This is a genomic window from Stenotrophomonas sp. 2619, from assembly GCF_040548725.1.
Taxonomy (GTDB): domain Bacteria; phylum Pseudomonadota; class Gammaproteobacteria; order Xanthomonadales; family Xanthomonadaceae; genus Stenotrophomonas; species Stenotrophomonas maltophilia_AP.
Genome location: NZ_JBEPSF010000011.1, coordinates 67,822 through 90,562 on the forward strand (window position 1 = coordinate 67,822; position 22,741 = coordinate 90,562).

At 68.0% G+C, this 22,741-nt stretch carries 21 protein-coding genes; 13 read left to right on the forward strand and 8 right to left on the reverse strand.

The window, feature by feature from the left end; all coding sequences use genetic code 11:
• Positions 1-15 precede the first annotated feature (15 nt).
• From ABIA71_RS12395 to ABIA71_RS12405, 3 genes are all read right to left on the reverse strand, one after another.
• On the reverse strand, positions 16-1,983 hold the full coding sequence (locus ABIA71_RS12395; protein ID WP_354285440.1) for an alpha/beta hydrolase family protein: 1,968 nt from the start codon (positions 1,981-1,983) through the stop codon (positions 16-18).
• Positions 1,984-2,194: 211 nt separating this feature from the next.
• A complete protein-coding gene (locus ABIA71_RS12400) occupies positions 2,195-2,614 on the reverse strand; it encodes a hypothetical protein (protein WP_354285442.1) in 420 nt (139 codons plus the stop codon).
• Between the two features lie 127 nt (positions 2,615-2,741).
• Positions 2,742-3,377, reverse strand: a complete 636-nt coding sequence (locus ABIA71_RS12405; RefSeq protein ID WP_038689752.1) for a LysE/ArgO family amino acid transporter — start codon at positions 3,375-3,377, stop codon at positions 2,742-2,744.
• A 135-nt stretch (positions 3,378-3,512) separates the two neighbouring features.
• Between ABIA71_RS12405 and ABIA71_RS12410 the strand changes: the two genes are divergently transcribed.
• Positions 3,513-4,418, forward strand: coding sequence for a LysR family transcriptional regulator ArgP (locus tag ABIA71_RS12410; RefSeq protein WP_354285444.1), 906 nt, complete (start codon positions 3,513-3,515; stop codon positions 4,416-4,418).
• Between the two features lie 193 nt (positions 4,419-4,611).
• On the forward strand, positions 4,612-5,196 hold the full coding sequence (locus tag ABIA71_RS12415) for a hypothetical protein (RefSeq protein ID WP_354285446.1): 585 nt from the start codon (positions 4,612-4,614) through the stop codon (positions 5,194-5,196).
• Positions 5,197-5,242: 46 nt separating this feature from the next.
• Here ABIA71_RS12415 and ABIA71_RS12420 read toward each other — a convergent pair whose 3' ends face one another.
• The 3 genes from ABIA71_RS12420 to ABIA71_RS12430 all read right to left on the reverse strand — a co-directional run bounded on the left by ABIA71_RS12420 (position 5,243) and on the right by ABIA71_RS12430 (position 7,436).
• On the reverse strand, positions 5,243-5,755 hold the full coding sequence (locus ABIA71_RS12420) for a hypothetical protein (RefSeq protein ID WP_354285448.1): 513 nt from the start codon (positions 5,753-5,755) through the stop codon (positions 5,243-5,245).
• A 74-nt stretch (positions 5,756-5,829) separates the two neighbouring features.
• A complete protein-coding gene (locus ABIA71_RS12425) occupies positions 5,830-6,333 on the reverse strand; it encodes a hypothetical protein (protein ID WP_354285449.1) in 504 nt (167 codons plus the stop codon).
• Positions 6,318-7,436: a PAAR domain-containing protein gene (locus ABIA71_RS12430; protein ID WP_354285451.1), complete on the reverse strand. Its 1,119-nt coding sequence runs from the start codon at positions 7,434-7,436 to the stop codon at positions 6,318-6,320. Before ABIA71_RS12430 ends, ABIA71_RS12425 begins: the two co-directional genes overlap by 16 nt.
• A 207-nt stretch (positions 7,437-7,643) precedes the next feature.
• Here ABIA71_RS12430 and mqo point away from each other — a divergent pair, with 207 nt between their 5' ends.
• From mqo to ABIA71_RS12485, 11 genes are all read left to right on the forward strand, one after another.
• Positions 7,644-9,335, forward strand: a complete 1,692-nt coding sequence (gene mqo / locus ABIA71_RS12435; RefSeq protein WP_159496051.1) for a malate dehydrogenase (quinone) — start codon at positions 7,644-7,646, stop codon at positions 9,333-9,335.
• 392 nt (positions 9,336-9,727) lie between these two features.
• Positions 9,728-11,920, forward strand: a complete 2,193-nt coding sequence (locus ABIA71_RS12440) for a TonB-dependent siderophore receptor (RefSeq protein WP_354285453.1) — start codon at positions 9,728-9,730, stop codon at positions 11,918-11,920.
• Between the two features lie 193 nt (positions 11,921-12,113).
• Complete coding sequence (gene mdcA, locus ABIA71_RS12445; protein ID WP_354285455.1) at positions 12,114-13,757, forward strand: malonate decarboxylase subunit alpha; 1,644 nt, start codon at positions 12,114-12,116, stop codon at positions 13,755-13,757.
• Positions 13,758-13,768: 11 nt separating this feature from the next.
• Positions 13,769-14,089 carry a malonate decarboxylase acyl carrier protein gene (gene mdcC / locus ABIA71_RS12450; protein ID WP_354285457.1) on the forward strand — a complete coding sequence of 107 codons (321 nt, stop codon included), beginning with the start codon at positions 13,769-13,771 and terminating at the stop codon, positions 14,087-14,089.
• Positions 14,086-14,994, forward strand: a complete 909-nt coding sequence (locus ABIA71_RS12455) for a biotin-independent malonate decarboxylase subunit beta (RefSeq protein WP_354285458.1) — start codon at positions 14,086-14,088, stop codon at positions 14,992-14,994. The genes mdcC and ABIA71_RS12455 overlap by 4 nt, the downstream gene beginning before the upstream one ends.
• Before the next feature lie 2 nt (positions 14,995-14,996).
• A complete protein-coding gene (gene mdcE, locus ABIA71_RS12460) occupies positions 14,997-15,701 on the forward strand; it encodes a biotin-independent malonate decarboxylase subunit gamma (RefSeq protein WP_354285585.1) in 705 nt (234 codons plus the stop codon).
• Positions 15,694-16,344: a malonate decarboxylase holo-[acyl-carrier-protein] synthase gene (gene mdcG, locus ABIA71_RS12465; RefSeq protein ID WP_354285459.1), complete on the forward strand. Its 651-nt coding sequence runs from the start codon at positions 15,694-15,696 to the stop codon at positions 16,342-16,344. The genes mdcE and mdcG overlap by 8 nt, the downstream gene beginning before the upstream one ends.
• On the forward strand, positions 16,341-17,198 hold the full coding sequence (gene mdcB, locus ABIA71_RS12470; protein ID WP_354285461.1) for a triphosphoribosyl-dephospho-CoA synthase MdcB: 858 nt from the start codon (positions 16,341-16,343) through the stop codon (positions 17,196-17,198). Before mdcG ends, mdcB begins: the two co-directional genes overlap by 4 nt.
• A complete protein-coding gene (gene mdcH / locus ABIA71_RS12475) occupies positions 17,195-18,115 on the forward strand; it encodes a malonate decarboxylase subunit epsilon (RefSeq protein WP_354285463.1) in 921 nt (306 codons plus the stop codon). The genes mdcB and mdcH overlap by 4 nt, the downstream gene beginning before the upstream one ends.
• An 86-nt stretch (positions 18,116-18,201) precedes the next feature.
• Positions 18,202-19,569 carry an SLC13 family permease gene (locus tag ABIA71_RS12480; RefSeq protein WP_354285465.1) on the forward strand — a complete coding sequence of 456 codons (1,368 nt, stop codon included), beginning with the start codon at positions 18,202-18,204 and terminating at the stop codon, positions 19,567-19,569.
• Between the two features lie 92 nt (positions 19,570-19,661).
• Entirely contained in the window at positions 19,662-20,381 is a 720-nt protein-coding gene (locus ABIA71_RS12485; RefSeq protein WP_128097711.1) for a GntR family transcriptional regulator, read from the forward strand.
• A 236-nt stretch (positions 20,382-20,617) separates the two neighbouring features.
• On the opposite strand, the gene ABIA71_RS12490 is transcribed toward ABIA71_RS12485, so the two are convergent.
• Positions 20,618-21,847, reverse strand: coding sequence for an MFS transporter (locus tag ABIA71_RS12490; RefSeq protein WP_354285586.1), 1,230 nt, complete (start codon positions 21,845-21,847; stop codon positions 20,618-20,620).
• 204 nt (positions 21,848-22,051) lie between these two features.
• Positions 22,052-22,723 (reverse strand): class I SAM-dependent methyltransferase, encoded by a 672-nt coding sequence (locus ABIA71_RS12495; protein WP_354285467.1) that lies wholly within the window; start codon positions 22,721-22,723, stop codon positions 22,052-22,054.
• Positions 22,724-22,741: the final 18 nt, after the last annotated feature.

Below are 22,741 nucleotides of genomic sequence, written 5' to 3' on the forward strand. Positions count from 1 at the left end.
AGCCGAACGCTGCGATCAGGGTTGCGCGGGCTTGCCTGCCGCAGCGGTGTCACCGCCCAGGTGCCGGGACAGGAACGCCAGCAGTTTGGTGTAGTACTCGCGGCGGTGCGGGTCGGTATAGAAGCCGTGGCCCTCGGTCGGGTAGTACAGCGATTCCACCGGCACGCCGGCCTTGTTCAAGGCCGCTTCCATGCGCTTGGTGTGCTGGATCGGCGCGCGCTTGTCTTCGCCGCCGGCCGCCAGGAACACCGGCACCTTGATCTGCGCGGCCAGGTTCACCGGCGACATCGCGCCCAGCTGCTGCGGGTTGCCCAGCCATTCCTTGAGGTAGGTTTCGCCCGAGCCCTGGCTCTGGATGTCGCCATTGGTGAACATCATCGGCAGGTCGTACACACCCACGTAGCCGGCCGCGCACTTGTACAGCGACGGCTCCTTGGCCGCGCCCATCAACGCGGCGTAACCGCCGTAGCTGGCGCCGTAGATGCAGATGCGCGCGGGATCGGCATGGCCCTGGGCAATCGCCCAGCGCGTGGCGTCGGTGAGATCGTCCTGCATGGCCCCGCCCCACTGCCGCGCACCGGCCGAGCGATAGGCACGCCCGAAGTTGCCCGAGCCGCGGAAGTTGACCTGCAGCACCGCATACCCGGCCGCGGCCAGCAGCTGCGGTTCGATGTCGTAGCTGCCGTCATCGAAGACGCCGAACGGACCCCCATGTGGCAGCACCACCATCGGCAGCTTCGCGCCGGCCTTGCCAGCCGGCACGGTGAGGAACCCGTTGAGGTCCAGACCATCGCGCGCCTTCAATGCCACCGGGGTGACCTTGGCCGAGGTTGTGGCGTCAACCCAGCTGCTGCGGCTGATCAGGTGCTCGGCCTTCTTGGTGTCGGTGTTGAAGATGTAGAAGTCACCGGGGTTCTGCCCGGACCACGCCTCGACCAGCAGCTGCTTGCCGTCGCGGGTGCTGGAGGTGATGTAGATGGCGTCGCCACCGAACGCGGCCTCCAGGCTGTGGTACAGGCGCGCGTCGGCCGAGGTTTCGTCGAAGAAGCGGGTGCGTGGCTTGTCGCCCAGGTACAGCGCGCCCACCGGAATGGAGGTGCCGGGGCGGCGGATGATCCTGCTCGGGTCCACCTGCGGGTCGCGCAGCAGCGGGGTGCGCTTGCCGGTGGCCGGGTCCCACGACACGATCACGTCCGGGCCCTTGTCCTGTTCGCTGGTGAAGTAGGCCAGGCGGTTGTCGGCCGAGAAGCCGATCGCCTGTTCGATGCGGTCGTTGACCGCCTCGTCGTTGACCAGCTTCCAGGTGTCGCCCATGGCTTCGCGGTAGTACAGCTTGTTGACGTTGTCGGCACCGGCGCCGTGGGCGAACCGCACCTGGCCGGCGTTGTCGCTGGTGAAGTCGGCGCGCCGCACCGGCGAGCGGGCGATGGTGGTGCGACGCCCGCTCTGCACGTCGAGGCGATCAACGCGGGTGAAGGGGTCTTCGGCGAACGGCCAGATCGAGACCAGCACGTTGCGGTCGTCCTGGGCCAGCTCATCGAACATGAAGGCGGCCACGGTCTCGACCTTCTTGGGCTGGATGCGCGTGCCGGGGCCGCTGCCTTCCACGCGATAGCCAACCAGCAGTTCGCCACGGCCACCGTCGGCGTTCATGGCATACAGCTCGCCGGTGAGGCGCGGCTGGTCCAGCGACCCCATCTTTTCGGCCAGGCCGATCAGCACGCGCTCGCGGTTGACCCAGTCGAACTCGGTGGCATGGTTCTTCGGCGGCGGCACGAACGAGCCGACGATCTTGCCGTCGGTACGGCGCAGGATGGCCAGTGCGGTGCGGTCTTCCATCGGCACGGTGGCCGCGTAGTACTCGCCATCGGGCGAGATCTTGATATCGGTGAACTGGTCACGCTTGAGGTAGCGCTCCAGATCCACTGCGGTGGCCTGCCCGGCCAGCATCCCCATGGCGACCAACGCCGCCCACTTCGTCATGCGCATCCTTATCCCCTGTACATCCGGACACCTTGTCCGGGTGGCCGATTCTAGGCGTAAGCCGCGCGCGGGTGCCAGTGAGGGGCATGGCTGGCGGGGTTGTCGGGCGTGTCCCAAGGAAGATGGCGTTTCTCCCCTTGGCGAAAGTCCAAAAAATGGCACCGATAGCGGTGCCATTCTTCGGACATGCATTACAGCGTCGGCAAGACGACTACAGCGTCATCGGCGGGACGGGCGTGTCCTTGGGAATATCCCTGGGGTTGTTGGAATATACGCACGCGCAGTCGCCACTCACGCTCCACAGCCGGAGCACGTCCTTCTCGTCGGTCTGGAAACTCTGGGTGCAACCGTCGGTATTCCACGAAATAATGCGGGAACCGTCGCGATTATCGAACGTGGACTGCGGCGCGCCCCATTTTGAGACGATCTTCCGCAAGTCCGACCCAATCCACGATTCCATCGAATCGTTGATGGTTCTCGCACGAGTCGTGTGGAACAGCAGCTTGAGATTGATTCCCTCGCAGACCCCGAGCCCCTGCCCGCTTTCCGCATGTGCCAAGGCCAGGCTGCCGACCATCAGCACGCCGCAGACCGCCCCCGTTGCCATCCATTTAGTGATGCTCTGCTTCATTCCCATTCCTTTGTTTTGGCCGGAATCGCCGGCAGCGGATTCTAGCAAGCCAGAGCCACCCGAAGAAAACTGCAAAAAAAATGGCACCGCAAGCGGTGCCATTCCAGGAATGCACTGAGGAGAGAGTTCAATGCATGCCGCGGAACGCGAGGGTCAAGGCGAGGATCGACAGGATCACTGCGATGGTGCCGTCGAGGATGCGCCAGGTCTTAGGCTTGGTGAACAGCGGGGCCAGCAGGCGCGCGCCCAGGCCCTGGGCGGTCAGCCACAGGCAGCTGGCGGTGAACACGCCGGCCGCGAAGGCCATGCGCGCATTGCCGAAGTTCTCCGCGATGCCGCCGATGACCATCATGTCGAGCCAGAAATGCGGGTTGATCAGCGAGAAGCCGACCGCCGACATCAGCACCGCGCGGCGCGAGGTGCTGTCGCCGTCGTCCACGTGCATGCCGCCGCCACCGGCCAGCGCACGCCGCGCCGACTGCCAGGCGTACCACGCCAGGAAGGCCACGCCGCCCCACAGCACCACGGTGGTCAGCCACGGCAGCGCCTGGGTCAGGGTGCGCAGGCCGGCCACGCTGGCGAAGATGAAGATGCCATCGATGGCCGCACAGGTCGCCACGACCGGCACGATGTGCTTGCGCAGGATGCCCTGGCGCAGGATGAAGGCGCTCTGTGCACCGACCACCGCGAACAGGCCGATGCCGGTTGCCGCACCACTGAACCACGCGGCCAGACCGGGGCCGCCGGAGATGAAGGAGAACATGGGATACCGCCTTGTCTTGCGTATGGGGGCGGTGCCTCGCCAAGGCGTACAGCACCGGATGGCGCATATTGTCGCGCCGCAACATGGAAAAGTAGAGCTAAACTTGCTTAACCACCATTAGCCAGGCTTAAGACCATGCGGATCGACCATGCCCAGCTTCGCGCCCTTGCCGCCGTGGTCCGCGAAGGCAGTTTCGAGCGCGCCGCACAGTCGCTCAATGTCACCTCCTCGGCGGTGTCGCAGCGGATCAAGGCGCTGGAAGACCGGGTGGGACGCCTGCTGGTCAAACGCTCCTCCCCCGCCGTGGCCACTCCCGAGGGCCAGGTGCTGGTGCAGCTGGCCGAACAGACCGCCCTGCTGGAGCACGACGCCCTGCACCGGATGGGCCTGGCCGACGAAGACTTGCCGCACGCCAGCATCCCGGTCGCGGTGAACCACGACAGCCTGGAAACCTGGTTCCCCGACGCGGCACGCAGCTTCGCCGCGCAGACCGGGACCACCCTGGACCTGCGCCTGGAAGACCAGGACCACACCGTGGCGCTGCTGCGCCAGGGCGCGGTGCTGGGCGCGGTGACCACGCTGGATGAGCCCGTGCAGGGCTGCCAGATCCATGCGCTGGGCAGCATCCGCTATGCCGCCACCTGCACCCCGGCGTTCCATGAGAAGCACTTTTCCAAGGGGGTCAACGCGCAGTCGCTGGCGCAGGCCCCGGTGCTGGTGTTCAACCGCAAGGACGACCTGCAGGCCCGCTTCGCCCGGCGCCTGGCCGGCGAGGACCTGCCGCTGACCGCGCCCACCTGGTGGATTCCCTCCACCCGCGCCTTCGTGCAGGCCAACCTGGGGGGGCTGGGCTGGACCATGAACCCGCTGCCGCTGGTCAAGCGCCACCTCGAGGCCGGGCGCCTGGTCTACATGAAGCAGCGCGCGTGGGAAGACGTGCCGCTGTACTGGCAGCACTGGAAGGGCGATGTGCAGACGATGGCCCTGCTGACCCGGGCGGTGCTGGCCGCCTCGGCGGCGCTGGTACGAAAGAAGCGATAACCCCCGCCGGTAGAGCCGACCGTTGGTCGGCTACCGTCCCGGGCACCCATCCCGGCCCTACACGACCCGACCACCCCACCCGGGGTAGAGCCGACCGTTGGTCGGCTACCGTCCCGGGCACCCATCCCGGCCCTACACGACCCGACCACCCCGCCCGGCGCAGCATCGGCGCATTCCAGCCGCGGGGGTGTCGATGGACAGCGATCCGGTCTACCTGCATATCCGGGTGGTGCTCAGCATCATCCTGGGCCTGAGCATCACCACCCTGCTGCGCGGGCTGGCCTCGATCATCGAGCACCCGAAACGACGCGGCTGGTCGTGGATCCACCTGTGCTGGGTGGTCTGGGCGCTGCTGTCGGTGGTGACCTTCTGGTGGTGGGAGTTCCGCCTGGGCGAGGTGCGGCACTGGAATGTGGAAACCTACCTGTTCGTGATCGGCTACTGCGCGTCGTGGTTCATGCTGTGCACCCTGCTGTTCCCCGACGACGTGCGCGAATTCGGCAGCCTGGAAAACTACCTGCTGCAGCGGCGTGGCGGGTTCTTCGGGGTGCTGGCGCTGATCACGGTGCTGGACTTGGTGGACACCGCGATCAAGGGCCACAGCCGCTGGCAGATGCTGGGTCAGGCGTACTGGGTGCATACGGTGCTGATGCTGGCCATCGCGGCGTTGGGCATGACCCTGAAAACGCGGCGCGGGCACCTGTGGCTGGCACTGGCGGCGCTGGGCTACCAGTGCGGGTATTTCGCCGCGGAGTACTTCACGCTGGGGAGCGATTGAGCGCGCCTGGAGGGAAACGTGGATACGGCGTGGGAGCAGGCTGCGTCTAATCGGTACCCGAGTCTGCGCCGACCCGGAGCGTGGTACGGATCATCTGAGCCTCTGCGCCTCGCCATGGTTGCACGCTGTACCCGAATTCCACCGTGACGTCAGCGGGCTGACCGGGCTGTTGGCCGATGGCATGCTGCATCAATATCCAGCGCAACCGTCGGGATTGCGCAGGCTCGATCACCTGCAGGTGATCAAGAAGCCGGGAATTGGGAGGTCCCATCCGATTCCGAATGCGCTTTCCAGAGTGGTTGTCCACAAAGGTGATTGTCGGTCCACGGCGTTGGTAGTACTCCAAAGGCAGCACGACCGGTTCTGATCCCGTATTGCGTATCTCCAGTTCGACATCGAGTCTGCCGTCGGAGAAGCGGCAGCGGGCATCCAGGCAGCGCGCATGCAGTTCAACGGACGCATCAGCCTCACCTGCCGATACCGACAGGTGAGGTAGAGACACCAAGGCCAGCAGGAACAGCGCCCTGCACCAGTGCATGGCATATCGCTTGTCCAGCACCCGATTCCGCCGGGGCCGGTCGACCGCGGCAGTGGATGTACTAGGCAGCGCCGTCATGTCGGGAACAGCGCGCCTCAGCGCGCGCCCTCGCCCACCCGCCCGTCCACGATATGCAGCCTGGCGCGGATGATGGTGGCGTCCGCGCCCTTGCGCTCGGGCGTGATGTTCAAACCGAACACTGCGTCCAGATCGATCGGGCGCAGCGCGAAATCGGTGATTTCCTTCGGGGTGATCGGCCAGGTGAAGCGCACCGACTGGCCCGGTGCCAGCGTCTCCAGGTCCTTGAGCATCAGGCCGTCGACAGGATTGCGCCGCAGCTGCTTTTCCTTGCCCGAGTGGCGGTCCACCAGGCGCACGGCCGGGCCACGCTTGCGCAGGAAGGCCACCGGCAGCGACACATTGTTGCGGCCGCTGTTGCGCAGTTCCAACTCGACACGCACGTCATCGCCAAGGAAACGGCACTGGGCATCGTCGATGCAGCGGGCGTGGAGTTCGATCATGGGAGCGGGTTCCGGGGTCTTGGCAAACGTGGGTGAGGCGGCAAACAGGGCAATCAGCGGAATCAGGAAACGGTGCATGTTATCTCCCGGCCAAGGTCGCGGCGGAGCAGTTCCTGCACTTCGCGAGCGATGTTCCAGGCGTGCCTGGGGTGGGTACGGGTGGCATGGTAGGTGGACATGATGGTGGCCAGCGCATCGGTACTGTCGCGGAACGCCAGCGCCTCCACCGTTGCCGGATCGACACTGCCATCCGGACGCATGTAGCGCACGGTATCGGGCGCGTCGTCTTCGTTCTCCGAGTACTCGTCGGGCAGGCCCAGGCAGTGGGCGAACTCGTGCGCGTAGGTCCACCCGTCGGTGGTGGTGGCAACGTAAACCGTGGGCGGATCGACCATTTCGCGATCGTAGTCCTTGTGCAGCAGCAGCGTGTAATCCTGCCCGGCATCCACCCACTGGATCTCGTAACGGATCGGGAAGGAACGCGTGCCGCACTGCGGGTCGTTCACCGCCAGGGTGAACTTGCCGTTCCAGTGGCTGGCCACCCCTTCCATCATGCGCAGTTTGGCCGTGGTGACATCGCCGGGCGTGACCCCGGAAAGCGCGGTGACGCGTGCCTTGATCGACACCACCACATCGCCACCGGACTTGGCCGGCACGGCAATGTGGTAGGAAACCGGGAACGGGCCCTCGTACTTGCTGCCCTGCGGGTCGAGGGTCTCGAAGTAGCGGCCATCGGCATCCACCGCGATCTGCGCCTCATGGTCGCGCAGCCAGCACTGCGGCGGCGGCGGGGTGGCCGACGGCGGCGACGCGGCGGCGGCCTGTTTCAGCACCGCGCCGGCGAGGGACACCGCCGCAGCGATTACCGCTGCCTTGCCGGCACCGCCGCTGCCGCCCTTGGCGCCCCCGCTACCACCGGCATCCACGCTGACCATCGCCTGCTGGCCGGCCAGCAGCGTACAGCCGCAGCTGGCCTTGTCGCCGTGGCGGGCCACCGGGTTGCCGTCGATGATGAGGGTGGCGTCGCCGCTGGCGATCACCCCGGGGCCATGCACCTTGCAGACCACCGGGTCGTTGACCCGGGCGACGGCGCGTCCGTCGATGTCCGTGAACGGGGAACCGGCTACTACCGTACCGCCCAGATGGAGGTGGTCACCGACCACGACCAGCATCCTTGCCATTGCATACCTATCTTTGTTTCGACGTATTCAGCCTTGTCAGTTTAACCGGACAGCACCCGGCACCGGCAGCCCGTCGGATGCTGCGTTGCACCAAATCCGTACCGAAAAGGGCTAAAATCCGCACCAGGAAGCCGCTTTGAGCCCGTCTTCACAGGCTTGCGCGCCATCGGCGGCATCCTCCCCATATCTCCCCCCTTTGAGATTCCCATGAAAAAACTCGCGAAGGTCGTCCTCGGCCTGTTCGTGCTGCTGCTATTGGTGGCGGCCGTGTTCCTGTACTGGCCGCTGCACCAGCGCTCGGTTCCGGCCGCCGGCAACGACAAGCCGGTCGACGTCGTGCTGGTGGGTGGCGGCATCATGAGCATCACCCTGGCCACGTTCCTGCAGGAGCTGCAGCCGGACTGGAACATCCAGGTGTATGAACGCCTGGACGGCGTGGCGCTGGAAAGCTCGGACGGCTGGAACAACGCCGGCACCGGCCATTCGGCCTTCGCCGAGCTGAACTACACCCCGGAACTGCCCGACGGCAGCATCGAGACCAAGCGCGCGGTGGGCATCGCCGAGCAGTTCGAGATTTCGCGCCAGTTCTGGTCGCACCAGGTGAAGGCCGGCCGGCTCAGCCAGCCGTCGGACTTCATCAACCCCACCCCGCACATGAGCTTCGTCTGGGGCGACGACAACATCGCCTACCTGCACAAGCGCCAGCAGGCGCTGGTGAAGAACCCGCTGTTCTACGGCATGCAGTACTCCGAAGACGCCGCGCAGATCAGGCAGTGGGCGCCGTTGCTGATGGAAGGCCGCGACCCGAAGCAGAAGGTGGCCGCCACCTGGATGCCGCTGGGCACCGACGTCAACTTCGGCGTGATCACCCGCCAGCTCACCGCCGGCCTGCAGCGCAGCCCGAACTTCCAGCTGCACCTGAAGCACGAAGTGGGCGCGCTGCGCCAGAACGATGACAAGACCTGGAACGTGACCGTGAAGGACCTCACGTCCGGCACCGAGTCCACGATCAAGTCGCGCTTTGTGTTCATCGGTGCCGGCGGTGCGGCGCTGAAGCTGCTGCAGCTGTCAGGCATTCCCGAAGCGAAGAATTACGCCGGCTTCCCGGTGGGTGGCCAGTTCCTGGCCTTCCAGAACCCGGCCATTGCCGGGCGCCACACGGTGAAGGCCTACGGCATGGCCGAAACCGGCTCGCCGCCGATGTCGGTACCGCACCTGGATGCGCGCAAGCTGGACGGCAAGCCGGTGGTGCTGTTCGGTCCGTTCGCGCTGTACAGCACCAAGTTCCTCAAGCACGGCTCGTGGTTCGACCTGTATTCGTCGGTGAACCACAACAACGTGGCCGGCATGCTGGACGTGGGCGCGGAAAACCTGGACCTGGTGAAGTACCTGATGGGCCAGGCGCGCTTGAACGACGCCGACCGCCAGGCAGAACTGGTGAAGTACTTCCCCAACGCCAAGCGCGAGGACTGGAAGCTGGTCACCGCCGGCCAGCGCGTGCAGATCATCAAGCGCGATCCGGAAAAGGGGCCGGTGCTGCAGTTCGGCACCGAGATCGTGACCGACAAGGACCACACCCTGGCCGCGCTGCTGGGTGCCTCGCCGGGTGCGTCGACCTCGCCGCCGATCATGCTGGACCTGCTGAAGAAGGCCTTCCCGCAGCAGATGGCCGCCGGCTGGGAAGCGCGCCTGCAGCAGATCGTGCCGTCCTATGGGCGCAAGCTCAACGAGAGTGCGGCGCTGACCAACGAGATCCGCCGCCAGACCAGCGACACGCTGAAGCTGCCCTACCTGGACGTGCCGGTGGAAACCTCGCCGGCGGTGATGCTGACCCCGCCGCCGGCCGCCAAGCCGGCGCAGAAGACGCGCAACGCCAACGAGGAACTGCAGGCGCTGTAAGCCTGCGGCCCGCGGCCCCGGCCGCGACGTGAACACCTGATCCGGCCCCCGCGTGGGCCGGATTTTTTTTGCCCGTTGCCGCGCGGGGCAACGGGAGATGGGCCAGCGATCTCCCCGCCCGACACATGCCATCCCGCACGCAGGGCGCATTCAGGAATTGTAAAGCGAATGAGAACGCTTTACATTTACGCACCCCTGCGCTGCCGGCGCGGGCCTGGCCGGAATCCACGGACGGCCGCCAGGCCCTGCTCACCACCCACGGCTGCAACGGCACCGACCCACGGTCGGGGCGTCACCCCCTGAGATGGATCTACCGCCTGGCGCCAGTGGCGCCGGCCTGCTGTGCCCGCTGCCCGCTGTTCCCCCTCCCGAGACCGATTCGAGACCTGCGCATGTCCTTCCGCGATCTTTCGCCCCGCTCCCTCCGCCGCGCCCCGCTGGGCCTGGCCCTGCTTTCCGTGCTGTCGCTGGCCTCGCCCCTGGCCCAGGCCGACACTGCCGCCGACGCCAGCGACGCCAAGACGCTGGACAAGGTCAGCGTGCTGGGCGAGCGCGCCGCGCCGTCCAGCACCACGCGCCTGCCGATCAGCCTGCAGGAAACCCCGCAGTCGTCCAGCGTGATCGGGCTGCAGCGGCTGCAGGACGAATCGCTGTTCAGCCTCAACGACGTGATGCGCAACGTCACCGGCGTCAGCGTGTCCTTCTATGACACCCAGCGCCCGCTGTACTACGCGCGCGGCTTTGCCATCACCGATTTCCAGGTGGATGGCATTCCCACCTACAGCGGCTCGACCAACCAGGAATACGACACCGCCTTCTACGACAGCGTGGAAGTGATCCGCGGCGCCAACGGCCTGCTCAGCGGTGCCGGCGTGCCCTCGGCCACGGTCAACCTGCTGCGCAAGCGCCCGGGCAAGACGTTCGATGCGTCGTTCTCGGTCAGCGCCGGCAGCTGGGACTATCAGCGCATGGAAGCGGACGTGACCGCCCCGCTGACCGCCGACGGCCGCTTCCGCAGCCGCGTGGTCGCCGCTTACACCGATCGTGATTTCTATTACGACCGCTACAAGGAAAACAAGATGGCCGGCATGGCCGTTCTGGAAGGTGACCTCACCGACAGCACCACCGTGACCGTGGGCTACCAGACCCAGGACAACAACCCGGTCGGCTCGACCTGGGGCACCGTGCCGTTCTTCGACAGCCAGGGCAACTTCGCGCACCTGCCGCGCTCGACCAACGTGGCCCCGAAGTGGAGCTACTGGCAGCGCGAAACCAGCACCGTGTTCGCCAACCTGGAACAGCATTTCGGCGAAAACTGGCTGCTCAAGGTCAACACCGCCTACACCCGCGGCAACGTGCAGAACGTGCGCCTGTACGGCACCGGCTACCCGGACCCGGCCACCGGCGCGGGCATCTACCTGCGCACCGCCGCCGGTGATTCGGAAGACACCCGGCGCAACGTGGATGCCTACCTGAGCGGCACCTTCGACCTGTTCGGGCGCGAGCATGACGTGACCCTGGGCGGGCAGTGGTCCGACCTGGAAAGCACCACCAACACCCTAGCTCTGAACTACCCCACCGACTGGGCGCGCTGCGGCACCGAGCGCTGCTACTACATCCCCAACATCCGGACGTGGGACGGCGACATTTCCGAAGTGACCTACACCCGTACCGGCGCGCGCCGCGTAGCGCGCACCCGGCAGAGCGGCGTGTACCTGGCCACCCGCCTGCGCCTGGCCGATCCGTTGTCGCTGATCGCCGGCGCGCGCCTGAGCCGCTGGGAGACGCTGACCCGCGCCTACAACGTGGCCGGGGCGTACACCGCCACCAGCGGTGCCTACAAGGTGAAGGACGAAGTGACGCCGTACGTGGGCCTGGTGTATGACATCACCCCGCAGTTCTCGGTCTACGGCAGCTACACCGAAATCTTCAACCCGCAGAACTACAAGGACAAGAACGAGAACCTGCTGGCGCCGGTGCAGGGCTCCAACCTGGAAGCGGGCATCAAGAGCCAGTGGTTCGACGGCCGCCTGACCGCCAACGCGGCGGTGTTCGAGGCCAAGCAGGACAACTACGCGATGCGCGACATGAGCGTGCCCGACGGCTCGCTGAGCGACGGCAGCTCGGCCTACGTCGGCGTCAACGGCACCAAGGCGCGCGGCTGGGAAGTGGACATCAACGGCGAGATCCTGCCGGGCTGGACGGTCAATGCCGGCTTCACCCACGTCAAGGTGACCCGCGCGGCCACCGACCAGCTGTACGCCAACCCGGCCGAAGACCTGCTGCAGCTCAACACGCAGGTGCAGCTGCGCGGTGCGCTGTCGCGCCTGAGCGTGGGCGGCGGCGTGCAGTGGCAGAGCAAGGTGCAGGGCTACAACATTCCCTACCCGCTGGGCGGCACGGTCACGGTGAACCAGCCGGCGTATGCGCTGGTGCAGTTCAACGCCAACTACCGCATCACCGACAACTGGACGGCCACGCTGAGCGTGCGCAACGCACTGGACAAGACCTACTGGGCCAACCTGGACTACAACAACTACGGCGAACCGCGCTTCGTGGCGGCCAGCCTGCGCTGGACGTTCTGAGACCACGCGCGTAGCGCCGGGCTCTGCCCGGCTGCATGACAGCGGCCAGGCAGAGCCCGACGCCACGCCGCCCCCACGTCATCAACCTGAACAGGCCCTCCCCTTGGCGGGCCTTGTTTTTTGCTGCGCTGCGGGTTGCACACCGCTCCGTAATTATGGCGTAATTATCTCAACGTCATCCGGATCTGTGTCGATGAACCCTACCTGGGACACCCTGGCACGCAGTCGCCAGGCACGACTCGAACGCGCAGCGCCCTGGGCCCGCGGCCGTGAGGTGGCGGCCGGCGATATCGCCGCGCTGCTGCACGCCCTGCTTGAACCGGGCGACAAGGTCTGCCTGGAGGGCAACAACCAGAAACAGGCCGACTTCCTCGCCCAGGCCCTGGCCGACCTCGACCCGGCGCGGGTACACGACCTGCACATGGTGCAATCGGTGCTGTCGCTGCCCGCGCACCTGGACGTCTTCGAGCGCGGCATCGCCTCGAAGCTGGACTTCTCCTTCTCCGGGCCGCAGTCGGTGCGGCTGGCCAATCTGGTCGCCGACGGGCGCATCCAGATCGGTGCCATCCACACCTACCTGGAACTGTTCGGCCGCTACTTCATCGACCTCACGCCCCGCGTGGCGCTGGTGGCGGCGCAGGCCGCGGACCGCCACGGCAATCTCTACACCGGGCCGAATACCGAAGACACCCCGGTGATCGTCGAAGCCACCGCGTTCGGGGGCGGCATCGTCATCGCGCAGGTCAACGAGATCGTCGATACCCTGCCCCGCGTCGACATCCCCGCCGACTGGGTCAACTTCGTGGTGCAGGCGCCGCGCCCGAACCACATCGAACCGCTGTTCACCCGCGACCCGGCGCAGATCTCCGAGATCCAGGTGCTGATGGCGATGATGGCGATCAAGGGCATCTACGCCGAGTACGGGGTCAACCGGCTCAACCATGGCATCGGCTTCGACACGGCCGCGATCGAACTGCTGCTACCCACCTATGCCGAATCGCTGGGGCTGAAGGGGAAGATCTGCCAGCACTGGGCGCTCAATCCGCACCCGGCGCTGATCCCGGCCATCGAGTCGGGCTTCGTGAAATCGGTGCATTCGTTCGGCTCCGAACTGGGCATGGAGAAATACATCGCCGCGCGCGGCGATGTGTTCTTCACCGGCGCCGACGGCGCGATGCGCTCCAACCGGGCGTACTCGCAGACTGCTGGCCTGTATGCCTGCGACATGTTCATCGGCTCCACCCTGCAGATCGACCTGCAGGGCAACAGCTCCACCGCCACCCGCGACCGTATCGCCGGCTTCGGTGGCGCGCCCAACATGGGTTCGGATGCGCGCGGCCGCCGCCACGCCAGCGATGCCTGGCTCAAGGCCGGCCAGCAGGCCGCACGCCCCGGCGACATCCCGCGCGGGCGCAAGCTGGTGGTGCAGATGGTGGAAACCTTCCGCGAGCACATGGCACCGGCGTTCGTCGACCGCCTGGATGCGTGGGAACTGGCCGAGCGCGCGGCGATGCCACTGCCGCCAGTGATGATCTACGGCGACGACGTCAGCCACGTGCTCACCGAGGAAGGCATCGCCAACCTGCTGCTGTGCCGCACCCCCGAAGAGCGCGAACAGGCCATCCGTGGCGTGGCCGGCTACACCGCGGTGGGCCTGGGCCGCGACCGCGCCATGGTCGAGAACCTGCGCGACCGCGGCGTGATCCAGCGCCCGGACGACCTGGGCATCAACGTACGCGATGCCAGCCGCGACCTGCTGGCCGCGCGCTCGGTGAAAGACCTGGTGCGCTGGTCCGGCGGTCTGTACGACCCGCCCAAGCGCTTCCGCAACTGGTAAGGGACAGGCTCATGGAAACCCTCACATATCGATTCGACGGCACCACCGCCGTGCGCTTCCCCACCGAAGCGGTGCTGGTGGGCGTGCTGGCCTCGGGCAACCTTGAAGTGCTGCTGGAACCGGCCGCGCTGGACGGCGCGATGGCGGTTCGCATCATCACGGCCGCCAAGGGCTTTGGCACCATCTGGGAAGCGGTGATCGGCGACTTCGCACAGCGCCATCCGCTGCGCGACGTGCAGGTATCGATCAATGATGCCGGCGCCACGCCGGCCGTGGTCAGCCTGCGCCTGGACCAGGCGGTGCAGACCTTGCGCGCGGGGGGCCAGCCATGAGCATCGCCCACCGCCACAGCTATTACGAAGCCGACGCGCGCGAGCGCATTGCAGGCCTGCTTGATGCGGGCACGTTCAAGGAACTGCTGGGCCCGGCCCGGCGCGCGATGAGCCCGCACCTGGCGCAACTGGACCAGCCCGCTGCATTCGACGACGGCATCGTGGTGGGCGAAGGCCTGCTGCGCGGCAAGCGCGTGCTGGTGGCCGCGCAGCAAGGCCAGTTCATGGGCGGCGGCGTGGGCGAGGTGCACGGCGCCAAGCTCACCGGCCTGCTGCACCGTGCCGTAGACCAGCGCCCGGACGGCGTGCTGCTGCTGCTGGATACCGGCGGCGTGCGGCTGCATGAAGCCAACGCCGGGCTGATCGCCATTTCCGAGATCATGCGCGCCACCCTGGCCACCCGTGCCGCCGGGGTGCCGGTGCTCGCGCTGATCGGCAGCGGCAACGGCGCGTTCGGCGGCATGGGGATCGTGGCGCGCTGCTGCACCACGGTGATCATGTCCGAAGAGGGGCGCTTGTCGCTGTCCGGGCCGGAGGTGATCGAAACAGTGCGCGGCGTGGAAGAGTTCGACGCCCGTGACCGTGCCCTGGTGTGGCGCGTCACCGGCGGCAAGCACCGCTACCTGATCGACCAGGCCCAGGTGCTGGTGCCCGATGCGATCAGCGCCTTCGCGCAGGCCGCGTTCGATGCGCTGGTGCCCGATACCGACAGCACCGACACCGATCTGGCACTGGCCGCGCTGCAGGCCCGCCACGCCGCATTGCAGGCGCGGGTGCAGGCCTGGGGCGGTTGCCGGGACGGGATGGACATCTGGGCCCTGCAGGGCATTGCCGACCCGCAGCAGCTGCCGCTGCTGGAGACCGACGCCTTCCTTGCCGCCACCGCCGCCCGGAGACTGCCATGACCCTGCCCTTGAACACGCTGTTGGATGCGCTGTTCCCACGCGGGCACGCCGTCGCGGTCACCGACGCGGTGTTGACCGGCAGTGCCCACACCGACGATGGCGAGGTCACCGTGATCGGCACCACTGACAAGCTCGAGGTGGGCGTGGACCATGCGCTCACCCTGGCCGCGGCGGTGCTGGCCAGTACCGCCGCCGATCCACGGCGGCCGATCGTGATGCTGGTCGATACCGCCGGCCAGCGCCTGGCCCGCCGCGATGAACTGCTGGGCATCAACGGCTACTTCGCCCACCTGGCGCAGACGCTGGACCTGGCCCGCCGCCGCGGCGCGCCGCTGGTCACCCTGGTGTACGGCGAATCGGTGAGCGGTGGGTTCCTGTCCTTCGGCCTGATGGCCGACCACATCCATGCCCTGCCCGACGCGCAGGTGCGGGTGATGGACCTGCGCGCAATGGCGCGCGTGACCAAGCAACCGCTGGAAAAGCTGCAGGCGCTCAGCCGGAGCTCACCGGTGTTCGCACCCGGCGTGGAGAACTACGTGGCCATGGGCGCGGTCCACGCGGTGTGGGACAACGACCTGGCGCAGGCCTTGCTGGACGCGCTGCGCACGCCGGCCGATGGCGATCGCCGCGCGGTTCTCGGCGCGCAGCGTGGCGGCCGCACGCTGGCCGCGTCGGTCGCGGCGGCGGTGGTGGCCGACGATGCCTGAGCAGCCTGCCCGCCACACGCTGGTGTGGCTGTCCGCGCACGCCCACTGGCGCGCCGACGTGCCTGCACAGGATGCGCGCCTGGCCGCCTGGTTCGCACAGGGCTGGCCGGCGGTGGTGGCGCGCCGCGCCGCCGACGATCCCGATCCGCGGGTGCGGTTGGGCGTGCCGCTGCCGCCGGACGAAGGCAAGCAGCGGCTGGCATTGCGCGTGCCGCTGCAGGACATCGCGCGGCAGCAGCCGCCGCTGGCGTTGCACGCGCTGATCGCCCGCCCCGACCGCCTGATCAGCGCCGAGTGGTACATGGCGCTGCAGGGCCTGGACGCGATCGCACCGGCCCGCGTGTTCGGTGCATTTGCCTGGCAGGCGCTCACCGGGCTGCCGTATGTGCACGCCCGGTCGGACATCGATCTGCTGTGGCAGGTACATACGCCAGAAGTGGCCGACCGCCTGGTGCAGCGGCTGCAGGCGTGGGAAGTACGCGAAGGCCGGCGCGTGGATGGTGAACTGTGCCTGCCCGGCGGCGCGGCGGTGAACTGGCGCGAGTACGCCGGCAGCGCGCGGGAGGTGCTGGTCAAACGCACCGACGGCGCCATGCTGGCGCCGCGCGACACCTTGTTCTTGCCCACCGGTGTTGCCGCATGAACGCCCTGGCGCAGGCGCGTGTTCCGGCGGCTGCAGCGGTCGACTGCGCGCGCCTGGGCCGGCTGGCCATCGTCAGCCTGCACGCCGAACTGGCCTGCGCGCCGAAGCCGGGGCTGGTGACGCCGTTCGACCGCGGCAGCCACACCGACATGGACGCCGGCAGCTTCCTGCGCAGCCTGTTCGCGCTGCGCCACTACTTCCGCAACGTGGCCCAGGCCGGCGCTGACGACGCCCCGTTCTGCGTGCTGCGTGGCCATGGCATCGCTGCCGAAGCGGCGATGCTGCGCGCTACCGGCAGCGTCAATACGCATCGCGGCGCGATCTTCAGCCTGGGCCTGCTGGTGGCCGCGGCGGCCGCCTGTCGGCGCGAACGCGGCGGCGTGATTACCGCCGACGCAGTGTGCGTGGCCGTACAGCGCTGGGCACCGGCGCTGGCCGTGGCCCCGCTGGATCCCGACAGCCCCGGCCAACGCGCACGTGCGCAACACGGCATCGCCGGGGTGCGCGAGCAGGCCATCGCCGGCTATCCGCTGCTGCGCGGCATCGGCGTGCCCGTCCTGCGCGATGCGCTGGCGGCCGGGCTGCCGCGTGAGGCTGCGCTGTGCCACACCTTGATGCACCTGGTGGCGTACACCGATGACCTCAACCTGCTGCATCGCGGCGGCGCGCAGGGGCTGGCGTGGGCACGTGCGCAGGCAGCACGCTTCATCGCCGATGGCGGTGCCTTCGCCCCGCAGTGGCGCAGCCGCCTGCAGCAACTCGGCGATGCCTTCGTGGCACGCCGGCTCAGCCCCGGCGGCAGTGCCGACCTGCTGGCCTGCAGCTGGTTCCTGCTGCAGCAGGAGCGCGCATGAGCCTCGCCCTGCTCTGCCCCGGCCAAGGCGCGCAGCATCCGGCGATGTTCGACCGGGTGCGCGACCTGCCCGCCGCGCGCGAGGTGCTCGATACCGCCACCGCACTGCTGGGCCGTGACGTAACCACGGCAGCGGCGGCAGACGATCGGTTTGAGAATGCAGTGGCGCAGCCGTTGCTGTGCGCGGCCAGCCTGGCGCACTGGCAGAGTCTGCGCGAGCAGTTGCCGCCGCCTGCACTGGTGGCCGGCTACAGCATCGGTGAACTGGCCGCGCAGTCCATCGCCGGCAGCTTCAGTGCGACCACCTGCCTGACGCTGGCGTCCCAACGCGCGCAGCTGATGGATGCCGCCAGTCCGCCCGACGCGGGCATGCAGGCGCTGCTGGGCCTGCCGCGCGCGGTGGTCCAGGCGCTGTGCGACACGCACGGCGCCTACATCGCCATTGCCAACGGCCCCGATCATTTCATCCTGGGTGGGCGTAGCGCGGCACTGCGCGCAGTGGCCGCGGACGCCGTGCAGCTGCGTGCCGAGGTGCGCGTGCTGCCGGTGCATGTGCCGGCGCATACGCCGCTGCTGGCCAGCGCCGCCGACGGCTTTGCCCAGGTACTCGCGCAGGCACCGCTGCAGGCGCCGCAGTGGCAGGTACTGGCAGGCATCGATGCGCAGCCGGTACGCACGCGTGCCGCGCTGGAACACAGTCTGGCCGCGCAACTGGCACAGACCATCGAATGGGCGCAGCTGATGCGCCAGGCATTCGAGCGCGGCGCGCGGGTGTTCCTGCAACTGGGCCCGGGCACCGCGCTGGCGCGCATGGTGGCCAGCGCCTATCCGTGCTGCGAGGTGCGCGCGGTGGAAGAGTTCCAGCAGCTGGAGGGTGCGGCGGCGTGGGTACATGCCGCGCTGGGCCGGCAGCAATGAAGGTGGGAGTTGCCTGTAACACGCCGTAACCCGGGATGGCGGGTTTCCATCCTTGCTGTACGCGAGTCAAGTGTCTGGGAGGGCGCATGAGTCCACAAGTCGCAACGATCATCGGTCTGGTGATCATGTTCATCGTCGCCACCGCCCTGCCGATCAACATGGGTGCGGTCGCGTTCGCGTTGGCCTTCATCATCGGCGGCGTGTTCGTCGGCATGGAAGGCAAAGAAGTGCTGGGTGGATTCCCGGGGGACCTGTTCCTGACCCTGGTCGGCATCACCTACCTGTTTTCCATCGCCCAGAAGAACGGCACCATCGACCTGCTGGTGCATTGGTCGGTGCGTGCGGTACGTGGGCGCATCGTGGCCATTCCGTGGGTGATGTTCGTGGTGACCGCCGTGCTCACCGCGTTCGGTGCGCTGGGACCGGCCGCCGTGGCGATCATCGGCCCGGTGGCGCTGCGGTTTGCCAAGCAGTACAGGATCAACCCGCTGCTGATGGGCCTGCTGGTCATCCATGGCGCGCAGGCCGGCGGGTTCTCGCCGATCAGCGTGTACGGCAGCATCACCAACGGCGTGGTGCAGAAGGCCGGGCTGGAGGTGACCGAAATGGCGGTGTTCCTGACCAGCCTGGGCTTCAACTTCATGATGGCGATGATCTGCTTCTTCGCCTTCGGCGGCGTGGCGCTGTTGCGTCGCGGTGCGGTGTCGGTGGGCGGTGGCGTGGGTACGGCCGAACTGGCGATGGCCGGTGGGCCGCAGGCTTCCTCGCGCCAGTTCGCGATCGAAGGCCACGGTGCGCTGGTGTCGGCCGGTGGCGGCACGCTGTCCAACGATCCCGATGCGCTGGAGGCGGTGGGCATCACCCGCGAGCGCGTGTTCACCCTGGTCGGCCTGCTCGGGCTGGGTGTGGCCGCGCTCATCTACAACCTCAACGTGGGCCTGGTGTCGATCACCGTCGCGGTGGCGCTGGCGCTGCTGTCGCCGAAGAGCCAGAAGGGCGCGGTGGACGGCATCAGTTGGTCCACGGTGCTGCTGATCTGCGGCGTGGTGACCTACATCGGCGTGCTGCAGGAAGCCGGCGCGGTCGATTTCATCGGCAATGGCGTGTCGCAGATCGGGATTCCGCTGCTGGGCGCGCTGCTGGTCTGCTACGTGGGCGGCATTGTTTCGGCGTTCGCCTCGTCGGCGGCCGTGCTGGGCGCCACCATCCCGCTGGCGGTACCGTTCCTGATGCAGGGCCACCTGGGCGCGGCGGGCGTGATCTGCGCGTTGGCGGTGTCCTCGACCATCGTGGATGTCAGCCCGTTCTCGACCAACGGTGCGCTGGTGGTCGCGTCGGCGGCCAAGGAAGAGCGCGAGTCGCTGTTCCGCCAGTTCCTGATCTATAGCGGCCTGGTGGTCGCCTTCGGCCCGCTGCTGGCCTGGCTGGTGTTCGTGGTGCCGGGCTGGATGTAAGGGCTCGCGTTGGCGCCCCCTGACGCAGGGGGCGTTCCACCCGGAAGGATGATGTCCGGGCCGGTCGACGAACGGAGGGATTACAATTCCGCATGGCCATTGCTCCCGCACCCCGCTCGACCAAGAAGCGCGCCCCGCTGTACGAAGAGGTGGCCGAGCATGTGCGCGAGCGCATCTACGACTACCGCCTGCCCCCGGGCGAGTGGATCGACGAACCTGCGCTGTGCGAGGAACTGGGCATCAGCCGCACCCCGCTGCGCGAGGCGCTGAAGCTGCTGGCCGCCGAAGGCCTGGTGCAGATCGATGCCGGGCGCGGGTGCCGGGTGACCCGGTTGACGCTGGAGGACCTGAACCAGCTGTTCCCGGTGATGGCGATGCTGGAAGGCCGCTGCGCGCACGAGGCCGTCAAGCATATCGACGACGCCGGGGTGCAGCTGCTGGAAGACCTGCACGCGGCGATGGAGGCCGCCGCCGCCGAGGGCAACATCGCCGAGTACTACCGCAACAACTACCTCATCCACGAAACCGTGCAGCACTACGCCGGCAACCCGTGGCTGATCCGCATCACCCACGACCTGCACCGCATCCTGAAGATGCACCGCGGCCGCCAGCTGCTGGCGCCGGGCCGCACCGCGCAGTCGCTGGCCGAACATCGCGAACTGATGGCGTGCTTCCGCCAGCGCGACGCGGAAGGCGCCGAACGCACGATGGAACGGCACCTGCTCAGCCAGGGGCAGGCACTGGCCGCCTATGTCGCCTCGGGCGGCCTGCTGAACGTACCCGCGCCGCTGCCCACCGAGGGCGGCAGCTGACAGATCGGTGGTAACGGCCGCCGGCCGGCTCCCCGCAAAATTCCCCTGGTAGTGCCGGCCGCTGGCCGGCTCCTCGCAGAATTCCCCGGGTAGTGCCGGCCGCTGGCCGGCTCCTCACGATCCAACACGGTGCAGAGCCGGCCAGCGGCCGGCACTACCAGGCGCCGATATTCCGGGTGCGTTCCAAGCGCCGATGTGCCGGGTGCTGCCCAACGAAACGCGTCCACCCACCGCCATTACCGCGGGGGCCGGGTTTCGCGCAGGGTCCACATCACCGGCAGCACCAGCAGCGCGACCACGGCGATCATGGCGCCGGGTGCCGCCGCCCAGCCGGTGTGGCGCACCAGCAGCTCGGCCAGCAACGGCGTGGCGCCGCCGAAGAACGCGGTGGCCATGGTGACTCCCAGCGCCAGGCCGCTGAGGCGGCCTTCGCCGGGGAACTGTTCGGCCGTGGCCGGCGCGGCCACCGCGCTCACGCCACCGGCCAGGCAGGCCAGCACCACCGCTGCACTCCCGATCAACCAGGTGGTGCCACCGGCCATCAGGCTGAACATGCTCAACGGCAGCAACGCCGATAACAGCGCCAGTGCGATCAACACCGGTCGCCGCCCGATCCGGTCGGACAACGCACCGGCCAGCGGCGTCACCACGATCACCGCCACCGCCGCCACCGTGGACAGCCACAGTGCCTCCGATTCCCCCACCTCGCCCGCCGAGCCCAGGAACGCCGGCACGTAGGTGATGCCCACGTAATAGGTGATCGAGCCAAGTGCGGAAATCGCAAACGTGCGGGCCACCGCGCCCCGGTGATAGCGCCAGGTGTCGCGGATCGGCGAGGTGGGCACGGTCCCGGCCGCCTGCTGCCGCTCGAACTCGGGCGATTCGTGCATGGTGGAGCGTGCCAGCAGGATCGCCCCGGCCAACGCCGCGCCCACGAAGAACGGAATGCGCCAGCCCCACCCGTCCAGCTGCGCGGTGCTCAGCAACGCCACGGTCAACGCCGACAGCGCCACCGCCAGCAGCGCGCCGACCTCGCTGGCCGCCGATGCCAACGAGGTGACCAGGCCACGGCGGCGGGTGGGCGCGGTTTCCAGCAGGTAGGCCACCACGCCGGTGTACTCCCCGCCCACCGAAAACGCCATCAGGCAGCGGAGCAGCAACAGCAGCACCCCGGCACTGGCCCCAATGCTGTCGAAGGTGGGCAACAACGCGGTGGCCAGCATCGCCAGGGTCATCAGCAGCATCGAGGCCAGCAGCATGTAGCGCCGCCCGAAGCGGTCGCCCAGATGCCCGAAGCACAGCGCGCCCAGTGGGCGCATCAGGTAGGACACCGCGAACCCCGCCAGCGTGGCCAGCAGGGCGTTGTCGCCGCCGCCAAAAAACACCCGCGACAGCACCGTGGCCAGGTACAAATACAAGGTGAAGTCGTACCACTCCACCACGGTCGACAACCCGGCCACGATCATCGAACGGGTGCGTGCCGGTGACGCCGACGGCGCGCTCACCGGCACCGCCCACGCACGGATGCGCTGCCGATACGACAGCGGGACAGACTCAACGGCATCGCGACTCCCACCTGCACTTGAATGCCGCCGAGCCTACGATATCCGCCCGTCGGGCAGGCTCACGCAGTCACCACATCGCGACCGCGCAGACCCCGCCGAACCGCCTCAGGCCGCCTGCGAGGCCGCCTCACGCGTGTAGCGCAGCAGCCGCCCACGCCCTGGCGCATCGCCTTCGTCGTCGAACAGGCCGTAGGCCTCGTCAACGGTATAGCCCTGCGCGGCCATGGCACGCGAGAACGATCCCACGTTGCCGCGCCCCGGATCGGTGAGCAGCAGCTCGGCGGTGGGCCGCGCGTGGCGCTCCATCATCCGGGCGATCTGCAGCGCGTGGCCACGCTCGTACAGCACGTCGCTGCCGATGATCAGATCGAAGCGACCGAGTGTCGTATCCGGCAGTTCCCACGGCAGATCGCGGTAGTGCAGCGCGGGCAGGTCATTGAGCCCGGCGTTGTAGGCCAGGAACGATTCGGCCAGCGGATGATGGTCGCTGGCCACCACGTCGGCCCCGCGATGGGCCAGCACCAGGCTGGCCAGGCCCAGCCCACAGCCCACTTCCAGTACGCGTTTGCCGGCCACGTCGAAGCTGTGCATGGTCTCAGCCAGCACCCGCCCGGCCGGCCAGACCTGGCCGAACAGGCTCCACAACGAGGAATGGATGCCAGCGCGTTGGGCGCGCCCGGTGGGATCGGCGAACTGCTGCAGGTCGCTGAGCGCGCGGATGCGGAAGTCGTGACCACCGACCGGAATGGTGAGAATGCGGGTGGTATAGCCCGGCATGTGCGCTCCGTTGGACAC